This is a genomic window from Streptomyces sp. NPDC030840, from assembly GCF_055572015.1.
In genome coordinates this window covers 794,025-816,649 of the sequence record NZ_JBVIEE010000001.1, presented here as the reverse complement: position 1 = coordinate 816,649, position 22,625 = coordinate 794,025, and the positions used below count along the sequence as shown (strand labels likewise).

Here is a 22,625-nt window from a genome sequence, read left to right as displayed (position 1 = left end):
CCGGAGGAGGGGACGAAGACGCGCCTCACGCATACGATGAGCCGCATGGGTGACGTTCTGGCTGGATTTCATGCCGCCTGGGAGTTCGAGCCGGACTCCGTGCTCATCCGCTTCGAACGGGGAATCCGCACGCCGAAGCTGTTCCAGGCACTCGGCGAGCGGCGCATTCCCCTGGAAGCGATCGCGGCGGTGACGCTGACACAGGGGAAGCGCGGGACCGTCGTCCTGCACGCCGTGCCACGACCGGGCGCCGACCCGCTGATGGAGGCGGCCGCGGGCCAGCTGAAGGAGGCCTGCGACCCGTACCGCCTCGTCCTGCCCGCCGACCGGGAGACCCTCGCCGAGTACTACGCGGACGAGCTGCGCGCGCGGATCACCGAGGACGACAGCCCGGCCGAGCGGTACCTCGTGGCGCCGCCCGAGGCGCCGCTGCAGTTCAAGGCGTACGACGGGAAGGCGTCCTTCGACGGGAAGTCCGTGTCGTTCCGGTGGTTCTGGACGGGGGCCTCCTCGGCGAAGTGGAAGGCAGGCGACCAGAGCTTTCCCGTCGCCGGGCTGAGCGGTGTCGAGTGGCGCTCCCCCGAGCTCTTCGAGGGGCATCTGCGGCTGCTCAGCCGCGACGCGGACGGGACGCCGCCGCAGGCCGACCAGGACCCCGCGTCCGTGGTGTTCGGGCTCGGGTACGGGCCGGTGCACGAGTCGCTGCCGTTCGCCGCCGCGGTCCTGGCCGCGGTGCGCTCCGCGGGTCCGTCGGGTGCGGTGGCTGCCGCGTCGCCGCGACGTGACCCTGCCGATATCGCCGATCGCATCCGGCACCTGGGTGAGTTGCACGAGGCGGGGCTGGTGACGGACGAGGAGTTCAGCACGAAGAAGGCGGAGCTGCTGGCGGAGCTCTAGCCCGTTGGGTGCGGGTGCGTTCTTCGGTACGGGTCCGTTGGGGTGCGGGTGCGTCTTTGGTGCGGGTGCGTTCTTGGGTGCGGGTCCGTCGTGGTTGCTCGCGCCCACGCGGTGGAGCCGCATATCGGCACAGCCCCGCGCCCCCGGCGGGGCACACCACTCATACCTGGGTATGACATGAAGCTCGGCTCCCTGGTATGACGGCTCGACGGCGCCCGCTGCCTAGGGTCTTGAGGCCATGAGCAGTGAATCGACGTCTCCCGAGCACGAGCCCCGTATCCCGCCCTGGGCGGGGGAGGCGCTGCTCGCGCGGGCCCCCCGGCCGTGGATGCGGAGGGTGCCGTACGTGGTCGCGGTGGGGCTCGCCGCCGTCCTGATCCCCGCCACCGCCCAGATCCTGGTGACCGACTACGGCGTGAACGGCGGCCTCGCGGTCATGCTCGGCTTCGCCCAGGGCGCACCCCTGCTGCTGGCCGTGATCCATCCCCTGCGGGCGTGGCGGATCGTCATCGTGGCGGACATCGCGGGGGCGTTCGTGGTGGTGCAGGCCGACGTGGCCGGCCGGCAGGCTCCGTGGACCCCCGTGGCCGTCGTGGGCTATCTGGCCCTGTGTCTGGCGGTCTCCCTGCGCGAGACACGCCGTACGGTGCTCAACGTCTGGCTGGTCACCGTGGTCGCGAGCATCCTGCTGAGCGCGTTCCGTGACCCGGTGGGTCCGGACGGCCCGGACAGCAGCGTCCTGTTCGTCGTCCTCAGCGGTGCCGTGCTGCTGCTCGGTTCGCTGCTGCGGGAGCGCGGCGAGACCCGGCGCCGGCTCGTCGAGCAGGAGGCCATCAGCGAGACCGAGCGGGCCCGGCTCACCCTCCTGGAGGAACGGACCCGGATCGCACGGGAGTTGCACGACGTCGTGGCCCACCACATGACGGTGATCTCGGTCCAGGCGGACTCCGCCCCGTACCGGCTCTCCGGTGTGTCCGACGAGGTGCGCGAGGAGTTCGAGTCGATAGCCGCCGGTGCCCGCGAGTCGATCGGGGAGATGCGACGGCTGCTCCAGGTGCTGCGCAGCGAGGACGCGCGGGACGAACGGGCCCCGCAGCCGGGGCTCGGCAAACTGCCCCAGCTCGTCGAGGCGACCAGACGCGGCGGCGTCCCGGTCGAACTGTCCCTTCCGGAGCCCGGCCTGACGGAGGGCCCCGTGAAGGTGTCGCCGGCCGTCGGCCTGTCCGCCTACCGCATCGTGCAGGAGGCCCTGGCGAACGTCGTGCGGCACGCCCCCGGCGCCCCCACCCGGGTGTCGCTCTCCACGGACGACGGCCACCTGACGGTGCTCGTCGTCAACGGGCGCGCCACGAAGCCGGTTCCGAGTCCGGAGTGGGGCGGCACGGGGCACGGTCTGGTGGGCATGGGCGAGCGCGTACGGTTGGTCGGCGGCACCCTCGACGCCGGGCCGCTGCCCGACGGGGGGTTCCGCGTGGCGGCACGGCTCCCGATGACCACGCCCGGCGACACGCCCCACGAAGGGAATCCCTCCTCTCCATGACCATCCGGGTGATCGTCGTCGACGACCAGGCCATGGTCCGCGCCGGGTTCGCCGCCCTGCTCGCCGCGCAGAGCGACATCGACGTCGTGGGCGAGGCCGCGGACGGCAGGCAGGGCGTCGAGCTGGGACGCCGGACGCGGCCCGACGTCGTCCTCATGGACGTACGGATGCCGGAGCTGGACGGCCTGGCGGCCGCGCGCGAGCTGCTGGACCCCGAAGGCCCCGGGGAAGCCGTGGCGCACCGCCCGAAGGTGCTGATGCTGACCACGTTCGACGTGGACGACTACGTGTACGAGGCGCTGCGCGCCGGGGCCTCGGGGTTCCTCCTCAAGGACGCGCCGCCGGCCGACCTGATCGCGGCGGTGCGTGTGGTGGCGGCGGGGGACGCGTTGCTCGCCCCGAAGGTGACCCGTCGTCTGATCGCCGACTTCGTGCGGCAGCGGCCCGCCCCGCGCAGGAACCGGGCGCGGCGGCTGAAGGGGCTGACGCCGCGCGAGACCGAGGTGCTGGAGCTGATCGCCCGCGGTCTGTCCAACCAGGAGATCGCGGACCACCTGGTGCTCGCCGAGCAGACGGTGAAGACCCACATCGGCCGCGTCCTGGCGAAGCTGGACCTGCGCGACCGCGCGCAGGCCGTGATCTTCGCCTACGAGTCGGGACTGGTCACGCCCGGCGACGCCGACCGCCGGGCGTGACGGGCCCGGCCGGTGGCCGGGCCGGGGCGCCTACTCCCGGCCCACCGAGGTGAACGACATGTCCGCGTAGCGGTCGCCCGCCACCTCGGCCGCGATCGGCTCCAGGAGGGCCAGCTCGTCGTCGGTGAGGACGATGCCCGCCGCGGCCACGTTCTCCTCCACCCGGCTGCGCTTGCGGGTGCCCGGGATGGGCACGACCGGCAGGCCGTGCACCTGTGCCTGCTGGTGGACCCACGCCAGGGCGACCTGGCTGAGCGAGACGCCGTGGGACTTGGCGACCGAGCGGACCGGCTCCAGGAGCACCGCGTTGGCGGCGGCGTTGTCACCGGTGAAGCGGGGGTACTGACGGCGGGCGTCGTCGGCGGTCAGATCCTTCTCGGCGTTGGTGAAGGAGCCCGTCAGGAAGCCCCGGCCGAGCGGTGAGTACGGCACGAGGGCCACACCGAGCTCGCGGGCGGCCGGCACGACGCCCGCCTCGATGTCCCGGCTGAACAGCGACCACTCCGACTGCACGGCGGCGATGGGGTGCACGGCCTGGGCGGCCCGCAGTTCGCCGCCGGTGACCTCGCTCAGCCCGAGGTGCTTCACCTTGCCCTCGCGGACCAGCTCGGCCATGGTGCCGACGCTCTCCTCGATCGGCACGTCCGGGTCCCGCCGGTGCATGTAGTAGAGGTCGATCGCCTCGACGCCCAGGCGCTTCAGGCTGGCCTCCACACAACTACGGATGTAGGGCGGGTCGTTGCGGATGACCCGCCGCGTGGGGTCGTCCGCCGGGATCGAGAGGGCGAACTTCGTGGCGATGACGACCTCGTCCCGGTGCGCCTTGAAGAAGGGCGACAGGAACTTCTCGTTCTCCCCCATGCCGTACATGTCGGCCGTGTCATAGAACGAGACGCCGAGTTCCAGCGCTCGTTCCAGGGTCGCCCGCGACTCCCCGGCGTCCGAGGGACCGTACCCGAAGCTCATGCCCATGCAGCCGAGGCCCTGCACGGAGACCTCGGGTCCGCCGTCTCCCAGCCGTACTGTCGTGATCTTGCCGTCCGTCATCAGGACCTTTCCGACGCCAGGGCCCGCCCGGCGTCCGCATAGAAATTGATCTTCCGGTCGAGCACCGCGAGCGTGTCCTGCAGCTCGGCGATCCTGGCCAGCACGTCCTCGCGGGTGGACTTCAGCAGCTCGAAACGGTCCGCGTACGTGTGGTCGCCCTCGCGGACCAGTTCCGCGTACCGCACCATGTCCGCGACCGGCATTCCGGTGAGCCGGAGCTTGCCGACGAGGTCGAGCCAGTCCAGGTCGCGGTTGCGGTAGCGGCGCTGGCCGGTGTGGGAGCGGTCGATGTGCGGCATCAGTCCGATGCGCTCGTACCAGCGCAGGGTGTGGGCCGTCAGGCCGGTGAGGGCGACGACCTCGCTGATCGTGTACTTGTCCTGGCCGTCGGGACGCCGGTCGGCGTGCCATGCGGCGGCGCAGCTGTCGGTCCTGGTGCCTGCTGTCTCCATCACCGTCATGACCTCAACGCTAGGACCCTGGAGTGCACTCCAGGCAAGCGGGACCGGATGAAATTCCGACGACGCCTCACAGCCGCACTGGTTACCGTGCGGATCATGAGTCTCGTACGCCGTGCGGTGCCCGAGGACGCGGAGGAAGTACTGCGCCTGCGTCAGGTGATGATCGATGCGATGGCGGGGGCGGACACCTCCACCGACTGGCAGACGGAGTCCCTGCCGACGATACGCGCCAAACTGGCCGACGCTGACGGGGACTTCGCGGCCTTCGTGGTCGACCACCCGTCCAGGCCGGGGGCGCTCGCCGCGCTGGTGGTCGGGACGGTCGAGTACCGGATCGGGCGGGCCCGGAACCCGCACGGCAGGGCCGGGTACGTGTTCAGCGTGGCCACGGACCCGGACCAGCGCCGCCGGGGCCATGCCCGCGCCTGCATGGAGGCGCTGCTGGGCTGGTTCCGCGAGAAGGGCGCGGGGCAGGTCGACCTCACGGCCTCCGCCGAGGCCCGGCACCTGTACGCCTCGCTCGGTTTCCAGCGCACACCGGACCCCTTGATGCGGCTGCGTTTGTGAGCGGCATAACCTCGTACACATGTCCCTTGAGAGCCTGGCCCTGATCGAGAACTGGCCGGTGGCCACCGCCGCGGCGGCCGTCGTGCGTGCGGACGGCACCGTCCTCGGGTCGTACGGCCCGACCCGGCACCGCTTCCCGCTGGCCTCGGTCACCAAGCCGCTCGCGGCGTACGCCGTGCTGGTCGCGTACGAGGAGGGGGCCGTGGAACTGGACGAGCCGGCGGGCCCGCCCGGCTCCACGGTCCGGCACCTCCTCGCCCACACCTCCGGGCTGGCCTTCGACGAGCACCGGGTGACGTCCGCGCCCGGGGAGCGGCGGCTGTACTCCAACGCGGGATTCGAGGCGCTGGGCGACCATGTGGCGAAGGCCACGGACATTCCGTTCGCGGAGTACGCGCGGCAGGCGGTGCTGGAGCCGCTCGGGATGGCGTCGACCTCGCTCGACGGCTCGCCCGCCAAGGACGGAGTCTCGACGGTGGACGATCTCGTGCGGTTCGCGGCGGAGGTGCAGGCGCCGCGGCTGCTGGACGCGCGGACGGTGGCGGAGGCGATGAGCGTCCACTACCCCGGCACGAAGGGGGTGCTGCCGGGGTACGGGCACCAGAACCCCAACGACTGGGGGCTCGGCTTCGAGATCCGCGACTCCAAGTCGCCGCACTGGACCGGGGCGTCGTCCTCGCCGCGGACCTTCGGTCACTTCGGGCAGTCGGGGACGTTCCTGTGGGTCGACCCGGTGGCGGGGGTCGCGTGCGTCGCGCTGACCGACCGTGCCTTCGGGCCGTGGGCGGTGGAGGCGTGGACGCCGTTCACGGATGCCGTGCTGGCGGAGCTGGGGCACTGAGAGAGTCGCGGTCGGTACAGGTTCCGATCGATACGTCCGGCGTCTTGGCCAGGCACTCGAACACGCGGTCTTGCCGCTTCCGGTGGGGTATGGCGTGACACCCCACCGGTCGGTCACCGCCTCGACGAGGAGGAGTCCGCGCCCGCTGTCAGCGAATGCGTCCGCCGCCACCGCAGCGGGCAGTCGGGGGCAGCTGTCGGAGACCTCCACCCGTACCGCGCCGGGCAGGAGCAGGAAGCAGATGCCACAGCGACGGCCGGGTACGTGCCGGACGACGTTGGCGAGGAGTTCCGTCACCGCGAGTTCGGCCGCGTCGGCGGCCTCCAGCAGGCACTGTCAGCCGGTCCTGAACCACCAGATCACCCCTCGAACTGCTACCGCAGCCGCTCGGGGCAGGGGCCGTACTCGCCGATCGGCAGGTACGGCCCGATGAACCCCCACTCAGCATCCGTCAGTTGCACGCGCGTCACGCAAGAAGATCTACCGCCTCCGGACCCCGCCGCGCACGCGAAGCCCGCAGATTGATCACGACTCGTACGCGCCCTGGTCGCTGAGGCGGATGGCACCCACCGGGCAGGCACGGGCCGCCTCCTTCAGCAGCGCCTCCCCGCCACCGTCCGCGCGGCCCGGCAGGACCTCGCTGAAACCGTCGTCGTCCTGGGTGAACACCGTGGGCGCGGTCAGTGCGCACTGACCGGCGCCGATACAGACGTCCTTGTCGATGTCGATGTGCACGGCCGGCTCACCCCCAGGTGACGGGGAGTTCGAGCATCCCCTGGATGGTGTCGCCGGGCTTCCAGCGGAGTTCCTCGGCCGGTGCGGCGAGCCGTAGCCCCGGAAAGCGGGCGAAGAGCGAGTGCAGTGCGATCTCCATCTCGGCGCGGGCCAGGTTCTGGCCGAGGCACTGGTGGATGCCGAAGCCGAACGCCACATGATGGCGAGCCGGGCGCTGCCAGTCGAGGGCGTCCGGCTCGGGGAACATACCGGCGTCCCGGTTGATGACGGAGGTGGCGAACACGACGCCCTCGCCGGCCCGGATCGTCGTACCGGCGATGTCGATGTCCTCGGTGGCGGACCTGAGCAGCCCGTCGGCGATGGAAAGGAAGCGCAGCAGTTCCTCCACGGCCGTGGGCATCAGGGAGGGGTCAGTGCGCAGTTGGTCCAGTTGCTCGGGGTGGCGGAGCAGGGTGAAGGTGCCGAGCGAGATCATGTTCGCGGTGGTCTCGTGCCCGGCGACGAGCAGGATCAGGGCCAGGGCGACCAGCTCCGCGCGGTCGGTCCGGCCGTCACGCAGCTGATCGTGGATCAGCTCGTCCAGGAGGCCCTCGCCCGGGTCCCTTTTCTTGCGGTCAATCAACTCGCCGAGGTACGACTCCAGTTGGTCGCGCGCGTCGAGCACGTCGATGACGTCCGGGCCGCGCAGCAGCCGGCGGGACTGGGTCTCGAAGAAGTCGTGGTCCGCGTACGGGACGCCGAGCAGTGCGCAGATCACCATGGACGGTACGGGCAGCGCGAACACGGTCACCAGCTCGGCCGGCGGGCCCTGCGTCTCCATCGCGTCGAGAAGTTTGTCGACCGTTTCCTGGATGCGTGGCCGAAGTGCAGCGGTCCGTTTGAGGGTGAAACTGGGGATCAGCATGCGCCGCTGGGTGTTGTGCTCCGGATCGTCGACGCCGAGCAGGGCCGCCCGGCGGTCACGGATTCCGGCGACCCGGGCGTTGGTCATCGGGAAGCCGGGGCGGTCGCGACGGGTGGACAGCCGCTGGTCGACGAGTAGTTCGCGGGCTGCGGCGTGCCCGGTGACAACCCAGACCTCACGGCCGTCGTAGAGGGTGATCCGGGAGAGAGGGCGGGCTTGGGCCAGGGGTTCGTAGGCGGTCGGCGGGTGGTAGGGGCAGGTTCGGTCCTGGGGGAAGGTGACCGGTTCCGTCATCGAATGACCTCGCAAGCGAAGGGTCGTCTTGGCGATCTTCATTAGATGCCCGGGGCACCTATGAGGCCACCGTGAAGTTCGGCCAGATCCACCGAACGCAGATCTGGCCGAACTCCTTCGGGCAGCCGTCGTGCACCACGCCCGTGGATGTGAACGCCACTGACGATCGGCTGGTGAATGACACCGTCATCCTGTGTGTGGCTGCGACGCCGTCCTCGCCTGCTTTCCTGCTTCGCCCGTGGCGTATGGACGACGTCGCGGCACTGGTCGAGGCATACCGGGATCCCGCACTGCGCCACTGGACGGGCTCTGTTGTGGACAACGAGGCCGACGCGGTCCGCTGGGTGCAGGCCCAGGAACGGGGGCGGGGGGCAGGTGTCCGGTTCAGCTTTGCGGTCCTTGGAATGCAACGCAATTCAGATCGCGGGCGGTTGGTCGGCGATGCGGTTCTCAAGGACGTGGCCCCGGCAAAGGTTCGGCCGCAGTGGGCTACTGGACTGCGGCGCACGCTCGCGGGCGAGGGGTAGCTCCCCGAGCCCTGGAGGCGCTCACCGGCTGGGCCTTTGAGACGCTCGTGGGCTGACGGCCTGCAGCGATGAGAACTCCTGCACCAGATGGACAACCCCGCCTCGTGCCGCGTGGCGCAGAAGAGCCAAGACAACTTCGACAAGGTCCTGCCCGCAGAGCCGCCCGCCTTCCCTCTCGACGGCCATGTGCACACACGGCACAGGGATGCCTGAGAGCTGCGTTCGATCCTCGCACGGCACATCGAATAGCACTTCGGTGCAGGTTGGGAGCTTGAAGAGTCGTCTCGTCCAGGCCGAAAGCAGTTGGTCGCAAGCTGATGGAGGAACCAAAGGAAGAACAGCGGACATCTCCTGAGCGATCAAGCCTGAGGAGACAGCGCAGTGCGGATCTACATCAGTGCGGATATGGAAGGCGTCACCGGGCTCGTGGACGCCGACGACGTCCAGCCCGGCGGCCGGGACTACGAGCGCGGACGGCTGATGACGGCGGAGGACGTCAACGCCGCCGTCCGCGACGCTGTCGCGGCCGGTGCAACAGATATCACCGTCAACGATGCACACGGCCCGATGCGCAACATCCTGCCCGAGTCGCTGCACCCGGCAGCCCGCCTCATCCGTGGCAGGCCCAAGCAGATGGGCATGCTCGAAGGCCTCGCCCCCGAGCACGACGCCGTGATCTGCGTCGGCTACCACTCACGGGCCGGCACGCTCGGCGTACTGAGCCACAGCTTCATGGGGCACGAAATCGAGGACATGTGGCTGGACGGCCGGCCCGTGGGCGAGATCGGCCCGGCCCACGCCACCGCGGGCGCGATCGGCGTTCCGGTGACGGTCCTCACCGGTGACGACTGTGCCTGCACAGAGATGACGGAATGGGACTCCTCGGTGACGACCGTGGCCGTGAAGTCCGCGCGGGACCGATTCGCGGCAGATCTACGACCAGTGGAAGAAGCACGTGCGGCAATCGAGAAAGCAGTAGCTGCCAGTCTCTCCAGAGTGCGGAAAGCGTCGGAGGTCCCCGCGGACCTGTCCATCCTCACGGTCCGCTGGCAGTCGGCTTCAGTGGCCTCGACGCTCCTGGGCATTCCAGGGATCACTTTGACAGACACGCGGACCGTCCAGGCGCAGGGCACCCTGCCCAGCCTCTATCGGCTGTTCGGCGTGGGGATGCGAGTGGCGGCCTCCCTGACCAACCAGCCACCGTATTGTTGACCGCCGCGACAACGGCTGGGCGGACATCGGTTCTCGCCCCGGACTGCGATCAGCGTGCCCGGGCAGGCGCTCACGCCGAAACGCAGCGCCCGAGACGGCAGGAAGCCACACCACCACGCGCGCTCAGCCGACGGCCATCTCCCAGACCAGCACCTCGGCCTCCGACACCGCCATCGCCTCCAGGTCCTTCCCGTCCGTGATCCTGGCCGAGTCACCAACCCCCAGCTCCACCCCGTCCAGCCGCATCTCCCCCCGCACCACGTGCACGTACACCCACTCCGCGTCCGGAACCGCCGTACGCTCACCCGCCCCCAGCCGCCGCACGTGCAGCATGGCACCCGCCTCCGGCACCGCGTACGGCGTGGAGTCGGCGATGCCGTGGACGATCTCGTACGCGGGGTCGCCGCCGGGCTCCAGGGGCGCCAGCCACATCTGGACGAAGGTCAGGGGGACGGAGCCGTCGTTGCGTTCGACGTGACGGACACCGCCCGCGGAGCTGAGCCGCTGGACGTCCCCGGGCCGGACCACCGTCTCGTGCCCGGTGGAGTCGCGGTGCGTCAGCTCCCCCTCCACCACCCACGTCACGATCTCGGTGTGGCTGTGCGGGTGCTCGTCGAAGCCCGCGCCAGGAGCCAGCCGCTCCTCGTTGCAGGCGAGCAACGGCCCGAAGCGGAGGTTGTCCGGGTCGTAGTGCGGGCCGAAGGAGAAGGCGTGCAGAGAGGAGATCCCGGCCGAGGCGTCACCGCCGCTGTAGCGCTCACCGGAGCGCCGTACGTCCATCACGTACTACACGGTAGCGACCCACCGCCTCACCCCGGCGTTCCGATAAGGCAGTCTTGTCCCGTGTCCGAAGCAGCCAGCAAGTCCTCACCCCACGACGTCCACCCGCACTCCGGCACGCTGAAGCGCCTGGAGAAGTCGTCCGGAAGCCTCGCCGCCCAGGCCATCGCGCGCATGGACGAGACGCTGCCGTGGTACCGGGCGATGCCGCCGGAGAACCGTTCGTGGATCGGGCTGGTCGCGCAGGCCGGTATCGCGGCCTTCACAGAATGGTTCCGGCACCCGGACGCCCCGCAGGCCATCTCCACCGATGTCTTCGGGACCGCTCCGCGTGAGCTGACCCGGGCCATCACCCTGCGGCAGACCGTGGAGATGGTGCGGACGACCATCGAGGTGATGGAGAGCGCCATTGACGAAGTGGCTGCTCCCGGGGACGAGTCCGTCCTGCGCGAGGCGCTGCTCGTGTACGCGCGTGAGATCGCCTTCGCCACCGCCCAGGTGTACGCCCAGGCCGCCGAGGCACGCGGCGCGTGGGACGCCCGGCTGGAGTCGCTCGTGGTGAACGCCGTGCTGTCGGGCGAGGCCGACGAGGGAGCCGTCTCCCGTGCGGCCGCGCTCGGCTGGAACGCTCCCGAGCACGTGTGCGTGGTCCTGGGGACCGCCCCCGACGGTGACAGCGAGCTGACCGTCGAGGCGATCCGGCGCGCGGCCCGGCACGCCAAGCTGCAGGTGCTCACGGGGGTGCTGGGCGACCGGCTCGTCGTCATCGCGGGCGGCAGCAACGATCCGCTGCAGGTGGCGAAGTCGCTGATCGGGCCCTATGCCGCGGGTCCGGTGGTCGCGGGCCCGATCGTGCCCGATCTGCTGGCCGCCACGCGATCCGCGCAGGCGGCCGCGGCCGGGCTCAAGGCGTGTTCCGCCTGGCAGGACGCGCCCCGGCCGGTTCTGGCCGACGATCTGCTTCCGGAGCGCGCGATCGCCGGGGATCCGAGCGCTCGCGAGCAATTGGTGGAGGAGATCTACAGACCACTGGAGGAGGCCGGCTCGGCGCTCCTGGAGACCCTCAGCGTCTATCTTGAACAGGCGTCAAGTCTCGAAGGCGCCGCACGGATGCTTTTCGTCCATCCCAACACCGTGCGCTACCGGCTTCGACGTGTGACTGATGTCACCGGCTGGTCACCCTCTGATGTACGCTCCGCGTTCACACTGCGTATCGCGTTGATCCTCGGGCGTCTGGTCGACGGGGATCTCCCGGCCTAGCTTTTTGTCGGGGGTCCACAAAACGCCCCCGTGTTCTTCGTCCCTGTCCCCACGGGCGGCTCCGGCCGTCCCCAAGAGAGAGTGTGAGAGTGCTCGTACTCGTCGCTCCCGGCCAGGGCGCTCAGACGCCCGGCTTCCTGACCCCCTGGCTCGAACTGCCCGGCGCCGCCGACCGTCTCGGCGCGTGGTCGGACGCCATCGGACTGGACCTCGCCCACTACGGCACGAAGGCCGACGCGGACGCGATCCGCGACACCGCCGTGGCCCAGCCGCTGCTGGTCGCCGCCGGTCTCCTGTCCGCCGCGGCACTGGGTATCCGGACATCAGCCGCTGACGCGGCGGGCGCGGACGTGGCTCCCGGTGCGGTCGCCGGCCACAGCGTCGGTGAGATCACCGCCGCCGCGTTCGCGGGCGTCCTCGACGACACCGCCGCCCTGAGCCTCGTACGCAAGCGGGGTCTGGCCATGGCCGAGGCCGCCGCGATCACCGAGACCGGCATGGCCGCGCTGCTCGGCGGCGACCCCGAGACGACGGTCCCGCACCTGGAGAGGCTGGGCCTGACCCCGGCGAACGTCAACGGCGCGGGCCAGATCGTGGCCGCCGGCACCCTGGAGCAGCTCGCCGCGCTGAACGAGGACAAGCCGGAGGGCGTGCGCAAGGTCATCGCTCTCAAGGTCGCCGGTGCCTTCCACACGCACCACATGGCCCCGGCGGTGAGCGCCCTCGCGGCCGCCGCCGAGGCGCTGACGCCGGCCGAGCCCAAGGTCACCTATGTGTCCAACAAGGACGGTCAGGTCGTCGCCACCGGCGCCGAGGTGCTCTCCCGCCTGGTCGGGCAGGTCGCCAACCCGGTGCGCTGGGACCTGTGCATGGAGACCTTCAAGGAGCTGGGCGTGACCGCGCTCGTCGAGGTGTGCCCCGGCGGCACGCTCACGGGTCTCGCCAAGCGCGCGCTGCCCGGCGTGAAGACGCTGGCGCTCAAGACCCCCGACGACCTCGACGCTGCTCGCGAGCTCATCGCAGAGGCGTCAACGCCTGCCGCTGACGCGGCGGGCGCCTGACCGAGGAGCCCGCAGAGCAATGTCGAAGATCAAGGCACGCAAGGGCGCACCCTACGCGCGCATCCTCGGTGTCGGCGGTTACCGCCCGACCCGTGTGGTGCCCAACGAGGTGATCCTGGAGACGATCGACTCGTCCGACGAGTGGATCCGCTCGCGCTCCGGCATCGAGACCCGGCACTGGGCGAACGACGAGGAGACCGTCGCCGCCATGTCGATCGAGGCGTCCGGCAAGGCCATCGCCGACGCCGGGATCACGGCGGAGCAGATCGGCGCCGTGGTCGTCTCGACCGTCTCGCACTTCAGCCAGACCCCGGCCGTCGCCACCGAGATCGCCGACAAGCTGGGCACCGACAAGGCCGCCGCGTTCGACATCTCGGCGGGCTGCGCGGGCTTCGGCTACGGGCTGACGCTGGCCAAGGGCATGGTCGTCGAGGGCTCCGCGGAGTACGTACTCGTCATCGGCGTGGAGCGGCTGAGCGACCTGACCGACCTGGAGGACCGGGCCACGGCCTTCCTGTTCGGCGACGGCGCCGGAGCCGTCGTGGTCGGCCCCTCCGACGAGCCGCACATCGGCCCGACCGTCTGGGGCTCGGAGGGCGACAAGTCCGAGACCATCAAGCAGACGGTGCCGTGGGACAGGTTCCGGAACGGCGATCTCTCCGAACTCCCGCTGGACAGCGCGGGCAACGTCAAGTTCCCCGCGATCACGCAGGAGGGCCAGGCGGTGTTCCGCTGGGCCGTGTTCGAGATGGCGAAGGTCGCCCAGCAGGCGCTGGACGCGGCCGGGATCACCCCGGACGACCTGGACGTCTTCATCCCGCACCAGGCCAACGTGCGGATCATCGACTCGATGGTGAAGACCCTGAAACTGCCGGAGCACGTCACGGTCGCCCGTGACATCCGTACCACCGGCAACACCTCGGCCGCCTCGATCCCGCTCGCGATGGAGCGGCTCCTGGCGACCGGCGAGGCGAAGAGCGGCGACACCGCGCTCGTCATCGGCTTCGGGGCGGGTCTCGTGTACGCGGCTACGGTCGTTACCCTCCCCTAGGCACTCCGTGCCGGATCATGCTTCCGGTGCGGGAATGCACCACCTGCCGCCAACGCGGCGGGCGCCACACCCTCTGGATACCAACGAAGGAGCGCCTGACATGGCCGCCACTCAGGAAGAGATCGTCGCCGGTCTCGCCGACATCGTGAACGAGATCGCCGGCATCCCGGTTGAGGACGTCCAGCTGGACAAGTCCTTCACCGACGACCTGGACGTCGACTCGCTGTCCATGGTCGAGGTCGTCGTCGCCGCCGAGGAGCGCTTCGACGTCAAGATCCCCGACGACGACGTCAAGAACCTCAAGACCGTCGGCGACGCGACCGACTACATCCTCAAGCACCAGGGCTGAGCGCCCGGTCGCTCGGGCTGAGTGCCCTGGCCTGATCGACAGGGCCCTGGGCCGACTGCCCCCGCCACCCGGCGGTGGCGCCGCTGAATCCTCGTATCCGTTGGAGAAAGAATTCCCGTGAGCTCGACCAATCGCACCGTGGTCGTCACCGGTATCGGCGCAACCACACCGCTGGGTGGCGACGCGGCCTCTACCTGGGAGGGCCTGGTCGCCGGACGTTCCGGCGTCGGCCCGCTGAAGCAGGACTGGGCCGCCGAGCAGGCGGTCCGCATCGCCGCGCAGATCGCCGTGGAGCCCTCCGAGGTCATTCCCCGGCCGCAGGCACGCCGTCTGGACCGTTCGGCGCAGTTCGCGCTGATCGCGGCCAAGGAGGCCTGGGCGGACGCCGGTTTCACCGACAAGGCCGGCGCCGAGGGCTCGGGCGTCGACCCCGACCGGCTGGGCGCGGTCATCGCCTCCGGCATCGGCGGCGTCACGACCCTGCTCGACCAGTACGACGTGCTGAAGGAGAAGGGCGTCCGCCGTGTCTCCCCGCACACCGTGCCAATGCTGATGCCGAACAGTCCGTCCGCCAACGTGGGTCTGCTCGTCGGCGCCCGCGCCGGTGTGCACACCCCGGTCTCCGCCTGCGCGTCGGGCGCCGAGGCCATCGGCTACGCCATCGAGATGATCCGCTCCGGCCGCGCCGACGTCGTCGTCGCCGGCGGTACCGAGGCGGCCATCCACCCGCTGCCGATCGCCGCGTTCGGCAACATGATGGCGATGTCCAAGAACAACGACGACCCGCAGGGCGCCTCGCGTCCCTACGACGTCGACCGCGACGGCTTCGTCCTCGGTGAGGGCGCCGGCGTGATCGTCCTGGAGTCCGCCGAGCACGCCGCCAGGCGCGGTGCGCGGGTGTACGCCGAGGCGGTCGGCCAGGGCATCTCCGCCGACGGCCACGACATCGTGCAGCCGGAGCCGGAGGGGCGGGGCGTCGCCCACGCCCTGCAGAACCTGCTGGACAGGAACGACCTGGAACCGTCCCAGATCGTCCACGTCAACGCGCACGCGACCTCGACGCCGGCCGGTGACGTCGCCGAACTGAAGGCCCTGCGCAAGGTCTTCGGTGACGACACGGACCACTTCGCGGTCTCCGCCACCAAGTCCATGACCGGTCACCTGCTGGGTGGCGCGGGTGGTGTCGAGTCCGTCGCCACGGTGCTCGCGCTGCACCATCGGGTGGCTCCGCCGACGATCAATGTGAAGAACCTCGACCCCGAGGCCGAGGCCAACGCGGATGTCGTGCGCGGGGAGGCCCGGAAGCTGCCTGTCGAGGGGCGGATCGCGGCGCTGAACGACTCGTTCGGGTTTGGCGGGCACAACGTGGTGCTGGCGTTCCGGACGGTGTGAGTCCTCCGAAGAAGGCCCACCCGAGATCCTCGGGTGGGCCTTCTTCGTATGTGGGCGCTGTCAGACCACCTGGTGCAGCCAGCGCACCGGGGCGCCCTCGCCCGCGTATCTGAACGGCTCCAGTTCGTCGTCCCAGGGCTTGCCCAGGAGCTTGGCGAGTTCGGCCTCCAGGTCGGTTTCGCCGTGCTGGGAGCGGGTCAGGGCGGCGCGCAGGCGGTCCTCCGGGATGAGGATGTCGCCGTGGATGCCGGTGACGGCGTGGAAGATGCCCAGGTCGGGGGTGCAGCTGTAGCGCTCGCCCTCGGCGGTCGGGCACGGCTCGGCGGTGACCTCGAAGCGGAGCAGGTGCCAGCCGCGCAGCGCGGACGCGAGCTTGGAGGCGGTGCCGATCTGGCCCTGCCAGGAGAACTCGGACCTCCAGGTGCCCGGTGCCGCCGGCTGCCTGATCCAGTCGAGGTTGACGCGCGTACCGAGGACGCCCGCGACGGCCCACTCGACGTGCGGGCACAGCGCGCGCGGCGCGGAGTGCACGTACAGAACTCCACGTGTCGTCACCGGGGCCTCCACAGAGCAGGACATCTCGTAACTTAGCGGAACCTGAGCGGCCAGGCAGCCACGGGGCGAGGCTACCGTGCGGCGGGGCAAGGAGTGTGACGTACCGTCGGAGCCGACACCGGGAAAAAGCGATGTTTCACCCGTGGAGACGCGCATTCGATCACCGGTCACGCGCCCGTCCGGGGGACGCCCGTGTCCCTCTCGAAAGCCCAGCCACTCAAGAGGACGCATGTAACGGGGCCCACAGTTGCAGCTGCCGCACAAGGGAACCTACGCGCGTTGTTATGGGAGGGGAGCCATCGCACGACCGACGAGGGGACCGACGCATGCGGCACCGAAGCCACCGATCACGGGCGGTTCTCTCCGTCGTGGCAGCGACCCTGCTGGGAGTGACCGCGTGTGACGCCGTCGGTGGCGCCTCTCCCGGCCCGTCCGGCACCGAGAGGACGGCACGGCCCTCCCCCACGCCCACCTGGGACCGCACGCCTCGTTCGATCGCGGCCGTCGGGGACTCCATCACCCGCGGGTTCGACGCGTGCTCGGTGCTGTCCGACTGCCCGGAGGTCTCGTGGGCGACCGGCACGGACCGTACGGTCAAGAGCCTCGCCGTACGGCTCCTGGGCGCCGCCGGGGCCGCCGAGCGCAGTTGGAACTACGCGGTGTCCGGGGCCCGGATGTCCGATCTGCCCGGCCAGATGGCGGAGGCTGGGGCCAGGCGGCCGGACCTGGTGACGGTGATGGTCGGGGCGAACGACGCCTGCCGTGCGACCACCGCCGCCATGACGTCCGCCGACGACTTCCGCGCCTCCTTCGAGGACGCCATGAAGACGCTCCGCAGGTCCTCGGCCAGGACCCAGGTGTACGTGACGAGCGTGCCCGACCTGAAGCGGCTGTGGTCCCAGGGCCGTACCAGCCCGCTCGGCAAGCAGGTGTGGAAGCTGGGCATCTGCCCGTCCATGCTGGGCGACCCGGACGCCCTGGACGCGGCGGCGACCCGGCGGCGGGACACGGTGCAGGACCGGGTGGAGGCGTACAACGAGGTGTTGAAGGACGTGTGCGCGAAGGACCGGTACTGCCGCTTCGACGGGGGTTCCGTCTTCGAGTACCGGTTCGGGATCGCGCAGTTGAGCAAGTGGGACTGGTTCCACCCGAGCAGGAACGGGCAGGCGCGGCTCGCGGAGATGGCGTACCGCAACGTGACGGCCCGTGAGGATCCCTCCGGGGGTGGGTGAGAGCTGCTCGACGGGGCCCGGCACCTGAGTCGCAGGAGTGGGCGTGCGCCCCTTCCGTCACGGGCATACTGCCGCCGTCCGGCGTCACCCGTGCCAACGGAAGGATCCAACTCCCTTGACCTCCATACGTGTTCGGATCGGCATACTCGGTCTGGCCCTTCTGGCGGGCATGGCCGCACCGGCCACCGCCTCGGCCTCCGGAACCTCCGCGGCACCCCCGACCGTCGAGGAGCAGCGCCTCGACAGAGCCGCTCCCCAGGAGATCCTGCGGCGCTCCGGCTTCGACACGGTGGCACCGGAGTTCACCCGCGCCCTCGGGGAGGCGCGGTCGTACGCGCAGGCCGAGCGGGTCGTCGTACAGGAGGGGTCACGGTTGTGGCGGCGTGCCGTGGAGCGGGCGCAGGGGCGGGGGCCGGCGGGTGGTGACATCAGCCGGGACGACGACCGGCCGCTGTACTGGGCACGGCTGGGGATGACGCGGGAAGTGCGGGGCTGGGAGCCGGAGTTCGGGCTGACGGCGGCGCAACGGGCCCGGCTGCTGGACAAGCTGGAGCAGACCTCGCGCGGCCAGAACTCCATCCGTTACCCGCACGCCAGGGGCGGTGGGGACGGCAAGGGGGTGAAGCGGGTGCTGCTCACCGGCTTCGACCCGTTCACGCTGGACCGGGACGTCCGTATCTCCAACCCGTCCGGCGCCACCGCGCTCGCCCTGGACGGCACGGTGATCGAGACGCGGGACGGCCCGGCGCGCGTCGAGACCGCCGTCTTCCCGGTCCGCTGGCAGGACTTCGCCGAGGGCACGGTGGAACGGACGCTGCGACCGCACCTGCCGCACGTGGACCTCGTCACGACGGTGAGCCAGGGCCGGGTCGGCCGCATCGACATCGAGCGGACCAACGGGGCCTGGCGCGGCGGCTTCCCGGACAACGAGAACGTCTCACGGACGGAGACCGTCCCGGTCACCGATCCGGCCTCCCAGCCGCAGTGGACGTCGACGACCCTGCCGTACGCGCGGATCGTGGCCGCGGGCACGGGGCGTTTCCCCGTGTACGACAACACGAGCGTGACCGAGATCCCGGCGGGCGGGACGGACCCCGTCGTCCGGCCGGAGGGACCGACGCCCGGCTCGACGGCCCGCGCCGGAGGCGGCGGTGACTACCTCTCCAACGAGATCGCGTACCGCGCGACGCTGCTGCGCGACCGGCTGGGGCTGCACGACCGGCTGCCCGCCGGGCACGTCCACACGCCGGTGCTGCAGTTCGGGGCGGGCAACACCAACCCGGCGACGGGGGCGGTGACCGATCCCGAGTTCGTGCGGAACCGGCTGGACATCATCGCGCAGGTGCGGGCGATCGTGGGGGTGGCGGTGCTGGGGTCCGCCTCGGGGCCGGGAGCCGGTCAGGGCGCCGGGGCCTCTTCCTGATCGTCGTCGCGGTCGCGGTCGCCGTCCTTGGTCTGCTCACCCATCAGGTCGCGGGCCATGAGGGTGGCGCCCGCGACCGCGCCGGGCATCAGGAAGACGGCGACGACCGGGATGAGGAAGGCGACGGCCAGGGGGGTGCCGAAGCCCCAGACGAGCGTCTTGCGGGCGCGGAGCAGGGCGAGGCGGTCGCGGAGTTCGACGCGGCGGCGCTGGAGGGCGACGGAGGTGAGTTCCTCGGTGAGGAAGAAGCCGGTGACGAAGAAACCGATCACCGGGATGACGGTCTGTCCGACGAAGGGGAGGAACCCGAGCGCGAAGAGGAGGATGCCCCACAGCGCCGCCCGGACGACGATACGGAGGCTGTCCCGGGCCGAGATCCACAGCTCGCGGGCGAGGGAGAGGCCGGACTCGGGTGCCGTGCCGTCCGGGGAGACGTCGCGGTCGACCTTCTCCGAGAGGTTCTCGTAGAACGGCTGGCCTATGAGCAGGGTCGCGGCGGTGAAGGTGACGACCGCGAGGAGGAGGCCGAGGCCGAAGAGGACGGCGGTCAGGAAGCCGCGGAAGAGGCCCAGCCAGGGGCTGGACCAGTCGTCGGCGAAGGGGGTCGCCCAGGCGACGAGGTCCGAGCCCCACAGGGCCAGGGCGGTGACCGCCGCCGCGTACAGCACGAGCGTGATCAGTCCGGGCAGGAGCCCGAGCCCGTACTGTCTGCCGTGGCGGGCCATCCATCGCTGTCCCTGCAGCAAGTACGTGAATCCAACCCCGAGATCGCGCATGGGGGAACTCTATCGGGGCGTCTGTTCGGGGGTTTTCGCCCCCGCCGCCCCTACCCGTCCCATCCCCGGGGCTCCGCCCCGGACCCCGTTCGGGGGCCGGCCCCCGGGCCCCCGCTCCTCAAACTCCCCCAGCTACCGCTGGGAGGTGCCCCCAAGGGGCTGGATTTCTGCGGCCGGGGCTTGGATTTTCAGCCCGTCCGGCGTGTGAGGACGAGGCCGAAGGCCGATTGCGGGGGTCTGGGGGCGCAGCCCCCAGGGAGGGGACGGGTAGGGGCGGCGGGGGCGAAACAACGGGCCGTTCGGGGCAGTCGTGGCCGCGGACGCCCTCTTGTTGCGCGAGATTCGAACAGGTACATCTCGCCGTACCGAGCTGTACCGATCACATCAGGCACCCTCGCCCCTGGAGGTACCGCGTGCTCCTGCCGAGACGCAGCGCAAGCACCACGCGCTCCACCTCGCGCCCCACCTCGCGCCCCGCCCCGAGAACCGCCCTGATCACGACCGTGACCGTCGCCGCCACCACGGCCGGCTCCCTCCTGCTCGCCCCGCTCCCCGCCGGCGCGGACGACCCCGACGCGCCACCCGTCCGTGAGGGCTCCGCACTCCCCCGGGACGCCGCCCGCGCCCCCGAGAACATCACGGAGCGGGCCCTCACCGCGCCCGTCACCGATCTGGCCGGCAAGGGCACCGTCCGCGGCTACCCCCGCGAACAGGTCCTCGCCCCGGACCCGGAGAACCCCGCCGACAAGTCCCTCAGGCTGGGCCTCGTCCCGTACCACGGCATCGCCCCCAGGCTGAACGCCTTACAGCGGCTCGGCGACCGGGTGAGCGTCGAGATCGCCGGACGGTCGGCCGGCGGGCACCGGCTCTACCTGGTCACCGTCACCGCGCCGGAGACCGCGCGCCAGGCCCGCGCCCAGGACCGTATGCGCGAACTCATCGAGAACGCACCGCGGGCGGCGGCCAAGGACCCGGCTGTGAAGAAGGCCTACAAGACTCCCGTCTTCTTCAACAGCAACATCCACGGCAACGAGTGGGAGGGCACGGACGCCGCCCTCGAACTGATCGAGCGGCTCGCCACGGCCAAGGACAAGGACACCACCGCGCTCCTCGCCCGCAACCGGCTCTACTTCAACATCACCGCCAACCCCGACGGCCGTATCGCCGGCACCCGCGCGAACGCGAGCGGCTTCGACCTCAACCGGGACCTCGTCACCGCCTCGCAGCCCGAGGCGCGCGCGATCCGGCAGATCGAGATCGACAAGCAGCCGGCCGTGATGCTGGACCTGCACGGGTACGTCAACGGCACGCTGATCGAGCCGACCACCCCGCCGCACGGCGAGAACTACGAGTACGACCTCTTCCTGAAGCACACCTACGCCAACGCCCTCGGCATGGAGGCCGCCGTCAACGGCCTCGGCTACACGCCCGGCAGGGACGGTGTCGAGCCCGCCCAGATCCCCTTCCGCGACCAGGAGGAGGGCTGGGACGACTGGCCGCCGGTCTTCACCCCGCAGTACGCGGCGTTCCACGGCACGGTCGCCGCGCACACCGTCGAGATCCCGCTGCAGGTCAACAACGCGGCGTACGACTCGCTGCCGGTGGCCGAGCTCCGCCGCCGGTCCGCCGTGAACGTGGCCGTCGCGGGAGCGGCGATGCGCGCGACGCTCGCGTATGTGCAGAAGCACCGGGCTTCCCTTCTCGCGGACCAGATCGAGGTCTTCCGGCGGGGTGCCGCCGGGGCCGCCCAGGTCCCGGTCTCCGGGGAGACCGTTCCGGGAGTGCCGGGCATCGGCCCCGAGGACGTCTACACGACCGAGTTCCCGCGGGCGTACGTCGTGCCGGCCGGTGGAGGACAGCGTTCGGCCACCGCCGCCGCACGTCTCATCGACCATCTGCTCGACAACGACGTCCAAGTGCGGCGCTCCATCCGCGCCTTCCGGCTCGGCGGCCGGTCGTACCCGGCAGGCTCGTACGTCGTCGACATGCGCCAGCCCAAGCGCGGACTCGCCAATGTGCTGCTGGCCGACGGCCGGGACATCAGCGACAGGGTGTCGGCGATGTACGACATCTCGGGATGGAGCCTGGGGCGGCTGTGGGGCGCGACCGTGGACGAGGTGGGCAGCGGCCGGCCGGAAGCGGTCCCCGCGCGGCCCGTCCGGGCCGCCGCGCGCGTCGGTCACGTCGCGCCGCACGGCGGTCTGCGGCTGCGGCTCGACAGCCCGCAGGAGATCGCCGCGCTCAACTCCCTGCTCCGGCAGGGCGTCCCGGTGCGGCAGGCCGCCGACGGCAGCGCGCTCGTGCCCTCCTCGGCGCGCGGGAGCGCGGAGGTGCTGGCGCGTACGTACGACGTGGCCTTCGAGGCGGCGAGGACGTCCCGCGGCATCCCGTTGCGGCACGTGCGGGTCGCCGCGGCCGTCACGCCGGGTGAGCTGTTCGCGCTGCGCGAGATGAACTTCGACGTCGTCCCGGTGTCGACGGCCGTCCTCAACCAGGGCTTCGACTGGGCGGCGGCGGACGTGCTGCTGGTGTCCACGGGGCTGTCGTACGACCGTCTGAACCCAGCCGCGCGGGCGGCCCTCGACGGCTTCCTCGACAGCCACGGCCTCGTGGGCAGGGGGGCCGCCGGAGCCGCGTTCAACTCCGCCGCCGGGCTGCTGAAGGTGACGGCCGTGGAGGGCAGCGGCGACGCCAACGGTGTGGTGCGGGTGGTCAACTCGGGCCGGGTCACGGCCGGGGCGCCCGACCACGGCTTCGTCTACGCGCCCGTCTGGTTCACCGGCCTGGGCCGTGGGGTCACCGTCGAGCAGTCGTACGCGACCGGGAATCCGCTCGTCGCCGGGCACTGGCGGCCCGCGGAGGACGGTTCGGGCGGGCCGGCCGCGGCGGCGGGCCGGGCCTGTGTCGTCAGCGGGCCGGGCGCGGTCCTCTTCGGCACGGAGCCGCTGTTCCGTGACCATCCGAAGGGGCAGTTCCCGCAGGTGGGGCGGGCGCTGCTGACGGTGTCCTGACTCCGGGCCCCGGCG

The 22,625-nt window shown here is 71.1% G+C and carries 21 protein-coding genes and 2 pseudogenes; 15 read left to right on the top strand and 8 right to left on the bottom strand.

Annotated elements, in window-relative coordinates:
• The first annotated feature begins 45 nt into the window (after window positions 1-45).
• From ACZ49J_RS03440 to ACZ49J_RS03430, 3 genes are all read left to right on the top strand, one after another.
• A complete protein-coding gene (locus ACZ49J_RS03440) occupies window positions 46-897 on the top strand; it encodes a DUF4429 domain-containing protein (RefSeq protein ID WP_467447581.1) in 852 nt (283 codons plus the stop codon).
• A gap of 238 nt (window positions 898-1,135) precedes the next feature.
• Window positions 1,136-2,437 carry a sensor histidine kinase gene (locus ACZ49J_RS03435; protein ID WP_467447580.1) on the top strand — a complete coding sequence of 434 codons (1,302 nt, stop codon included), beginning with the start codon at window positions 1,136-1,138 and terminating at the stop codon, window positions 2,435-2,437.
• Window positions 2,434-3,132 (top strand): response regulator, encoded by a 699-nt coding sequence (locus ACZ49J_RS03430; protein ID WP_467447579.1) that lies wholly within the window; start codon window positions 2,434-2,436, stop codon window positions 3,130-3,132. Before ACZ49J_RS03435 ends, ACZ49J_RS03430 begins: the two co-directional genes overlap by 4 nt.
• Before the next feature lie 30 nt (window positions 3,133-3,162).
• On the opposite strand, the gene ACZ49J_RS03425 is transcribed toward ACZ49J_RS03430, so the two are convergent.
• Together ACZ49J_RS03425 and ACZ49J_RS03420 are read right to left on the bottom strand one after the other, a co-directional pair.
• Window positions 3,163-4,179 (bottom strand): aldo/keto reductase, encoded by a 1,017-nt coding sequence (locus ACZ49J_RS03425; protein ID WP_467447578.1) that lies wholly within the window; start codon window positions 4,177-4,179, stop codon window positions 3,163-3,165.
• Window positions 4,179-4,640 (bottom strand): MerR family transcriptional regulator, encoded by a 462-nt coding sequence (locus ACZ49J_RS03420; RefSeq protein WP_467447577.1) that lies wholly within the window; start codon window positions 4,638-4,640, stop codon window positions 4,179-4,181. The genes ACZ49J_RS03425 and ACZ49J_RS03420 overlap by 1 nt, the downstream gene beginning before the upstream one ends.
• A gap of 96 nt (window positions 4,641-4,736) precedes the next feature.
• Here ACZ49J_RS03420 and ACZ49J_RS03415 point away from each other — a divergent pair, with 96 nt between their 5' ends.
• Window positions 4,737-5,207 (top strand): GNAT family N-acetyltransferase, encoded by a 471-nt coding sequence (locus tag ACZ49J_RS03415; protein ID WP_467447576.1) that lies wholly within the window; start codon window positions 4,737-4,739, stop codon window positions 5,205-5,207.
• Window positions 5,208-5,226: 19 nt separating this feature from the next.
• On the top strand, window positions 5,227-6,048 hold the full coding sequence (locus ACZ49J_RS03410) for a serine hydrolase domain-containing protein (RefSeq protein WP_467447574.1): 822 nt from the start codon (window positions 5,227-5,229) through the stop codon (window positions 6,046-6,048).
• 159 nt (window positions 6,049-6,207) lie between these two features.
• Here the strand turns inward: ACZ49J_RS03410 and ACZ49J_RS03405 are convergent.
• The 3 genes and pseudogenes from ACZ49J_RS03405 to ACZ49J_RS03395 form a co-directional block, all read right to left on the bottom strand.
• Window positions 6,208-6,345 (bottom strand): annotated as a pseudogene (locus tag ACZ49J_RS03405) (ATP-binding protein); the annotation flags it as partial.
• Window positions 6,346-6,573: 228 nt separating this feature from the next.
• On the bottom strand, window positions 6,574-6,783 hold the full coding sequence (locus ACZ49J_RS03400; protein ID WP_467447573.1) for a ferredoxin: 210 nt from the start codon (window positions 6,781-6,783) through the stop codon (window positions 6,574-6,576).
• A gap of 7 nt (window positions 6,784-6,790) precedes the next feature.
• Window positions 6,791-7,981 (bottom strand): cytochrome P450, encoded by a 1,191-nt coding sequence (locus ACZ49J_RS03395; RefSeq protein WP_467447572.1) that lies wholly within the window; start codon window positions 7,979-7,981, stop codon window positions 6,791-6,793.
• 245 nt (window positions 7,982-8,226) lie between these two features.
• On the opposite strand from ACZ49J_RS03395, the pseudogene ACZ49J_RS03390 reads away from it, so the two are divergent.
• Window positions 8,227-8,721: pseudogene (locus tag ACZ49J_RS03390) on the top strand (GNAT family N-acetyltransferase).
• Window positions 8,722-8,889: 168 nt separating this feature from the next.
• Window positions 8,890-9,720 carry a M55 family metallopeptidase gene (locus tag ACZ49J_RS03385; protein ID WP_467447571.1) on the top strand — a complete coding sequence of 277 codons (831 nt, stop codon included), beginning with the start codon at window positions 8,890-8,892 and terminating at the stop codon, window positions 9,718-9,720.
• A 123-nt stretch (window positions 9,721-9,843) separates the two neighbouring features.
• Here the strand turns inward: ACZ49J_RS03385 and ACZ49J_RS03380 are convergent, their stop codons facing one another.
• Complete coding sequence (locus ACZ49J_RS03380) at window positions 9,844-10,500, bottom strand: pirin family protein (RefSeq protein WP_467447704.1); 657 nt, start codon at window positions 10,498-10,500, stop codon at window positions 9,844-9,846.
• Between the two features lie 63 nt (window positions 10,501-10,563).
• Between ACZ49J_RS03380 and fasR the strand changes: the two genes are divergently transcribed.
• From fasR to fabF, 5 genes are all read left to right on the top strand, one after another.
• Window positions 10,564-11,760 carry a fatty acid biosynthesis transcriptional regulator FasR gene (fasR, locus tag ACZ49J_RS03375; RefSeq protein ID WP_467447570.1) on the top strand — a complete coding sequence of 399 codons (1,197 nt, stop codon included), beginning with the start codon at window positions 10,564-10,566 and terminating at the stop codon, window positions 11,758-11,760.
• A gap of 89 nt (window positions 11,761-11,849) precedes the next feature.
• The gene (locus tag ACZ49J_RS03370) at window positions 11,850-12,821 is read left to right on the top strand and encodes an ACP S-malonyltransferase (RefSeq protein WP_467447569.1); all 972 of its coding nucleotides are present in this window, start codon (window positions 11,850-11,852) and stop codon (window positions 12,819-12,821) included.
• 19 nt (window positions 12,822-12,840) lie between these two features.
• Entirely contained in the window at window positions 12,841-13,872 is a 1,032-nt protein-coding gene (locus ACZ49J_RS03365; protein WP_467447568.1) for a beta-ketoacyl-ACP synthase 3, read from the top strand.
• 100 nt (window positions 13,873-13,972) lie between these two features.
• Window positions 13,973-14,221, top strand: coding sequence for an acyl carrier protein (locus ACZ49J_RS03360; RefSeq protein ID WP_045557916.1), 249 nt, complete (start codon window positions 13,973-13,975; stop codon window positions 14,219-14,221).
• Between the two features lie 117 nt (window positions 14,222-14,338).
• Window positions 14,339-15,613: a beta-ketoacyl-ACP synthase II gene (gene fabF, locus ACZ49J_RS03355; RefSeq protein WP_467447567.1), complete on the top strand. Its 1,275-nt coding sequence runs from the start codon at window positions 14,339-14,341 to the stop codon at window positions 15,611-15,613.
• A gap of 60 nt (window positions 15,614-15,673) precedes the next feature.
• Here fabF and ACZ49J_RS03350 read toward each other — a convergent pair whose 3' ends face one another.
• Window positions 15,674-16,168 carry a DUF3145 domain-containing protein gene (locus ACZ49J_RS03350; RefSeq protein WP_467447566.1) on the bottom strand — a complete coding sequence of 165 codons (495 nt, stop codon included), beginning with the start codon at window positions 16,166-16,168 and terminating at the stop codon, window positions 15,674-15,676.
• Between the two features lie 326 nt (window positions 16,169-16,494).
• Between ACZ49J_RS03350 and ACZ49J_RS03345 the strand changes: the two genes are divergently transcribed.
• Window positions 16,495-17,400, top strand: coding sequence for an SGNH/GDSL hydrolase family protein (locus ACZ49J_RS03345; RefSeq protein WP_467447565.1), 906 nt, complete (start codon window positions 16,495-16,497; stop codon window positions 17,398-17,400).
• A gap of 115 nt (window positions 17,401-17,515) precedes the next feature.
• Entirely contained in the window at window positions 17,516-18,823 is a 1,308-nt protein-coding gene (locus tag ACZ49J_RS03340; RefSeq protein ID WP_467447564.1) for a pyroglutamyl-peptidase I, read from the top strand.
• Here ACZ49J_RS03340 and ACZ49J_RS03335 read toward each other — a convergent pair.
• Window positions 18,799-19,599 carry an EI24 domain-containing protein gene (locus tag ACZ49J_RS03335; RefSeq protein WP_467447563.1) on the bottom strand — a complete coding sequence of 267 codons (801 nt, stop codon included), beginning with the start codon at window positions 19,597-19,599 and terminating at the stop codon, window positions 18,799-18,801. The genes ACZ49J_RS03340 and ACZ49J_RS03335 overlap by 25 nt on opposite strands.
• Before the next feature lie 503 nt (window positions 19,600-20,102).
• Between ACZ49J_RS03335 and ACZ49J_RS03330 the strand changes: the two genes are divergently transcribed.
• Window positions 20,103-22,610, top strand: coding sequence for a M14 family zinc carboxypeptidase (locus ACZ49J_RS03330; protein ID WP_467447562.1), 2,508 nt, complete (start codon window positions 20,103-20,105; stop codon window positions 22,608-22,610).
• Window positions 22,611-22,625: the final 15 nt, after the last annotated feature.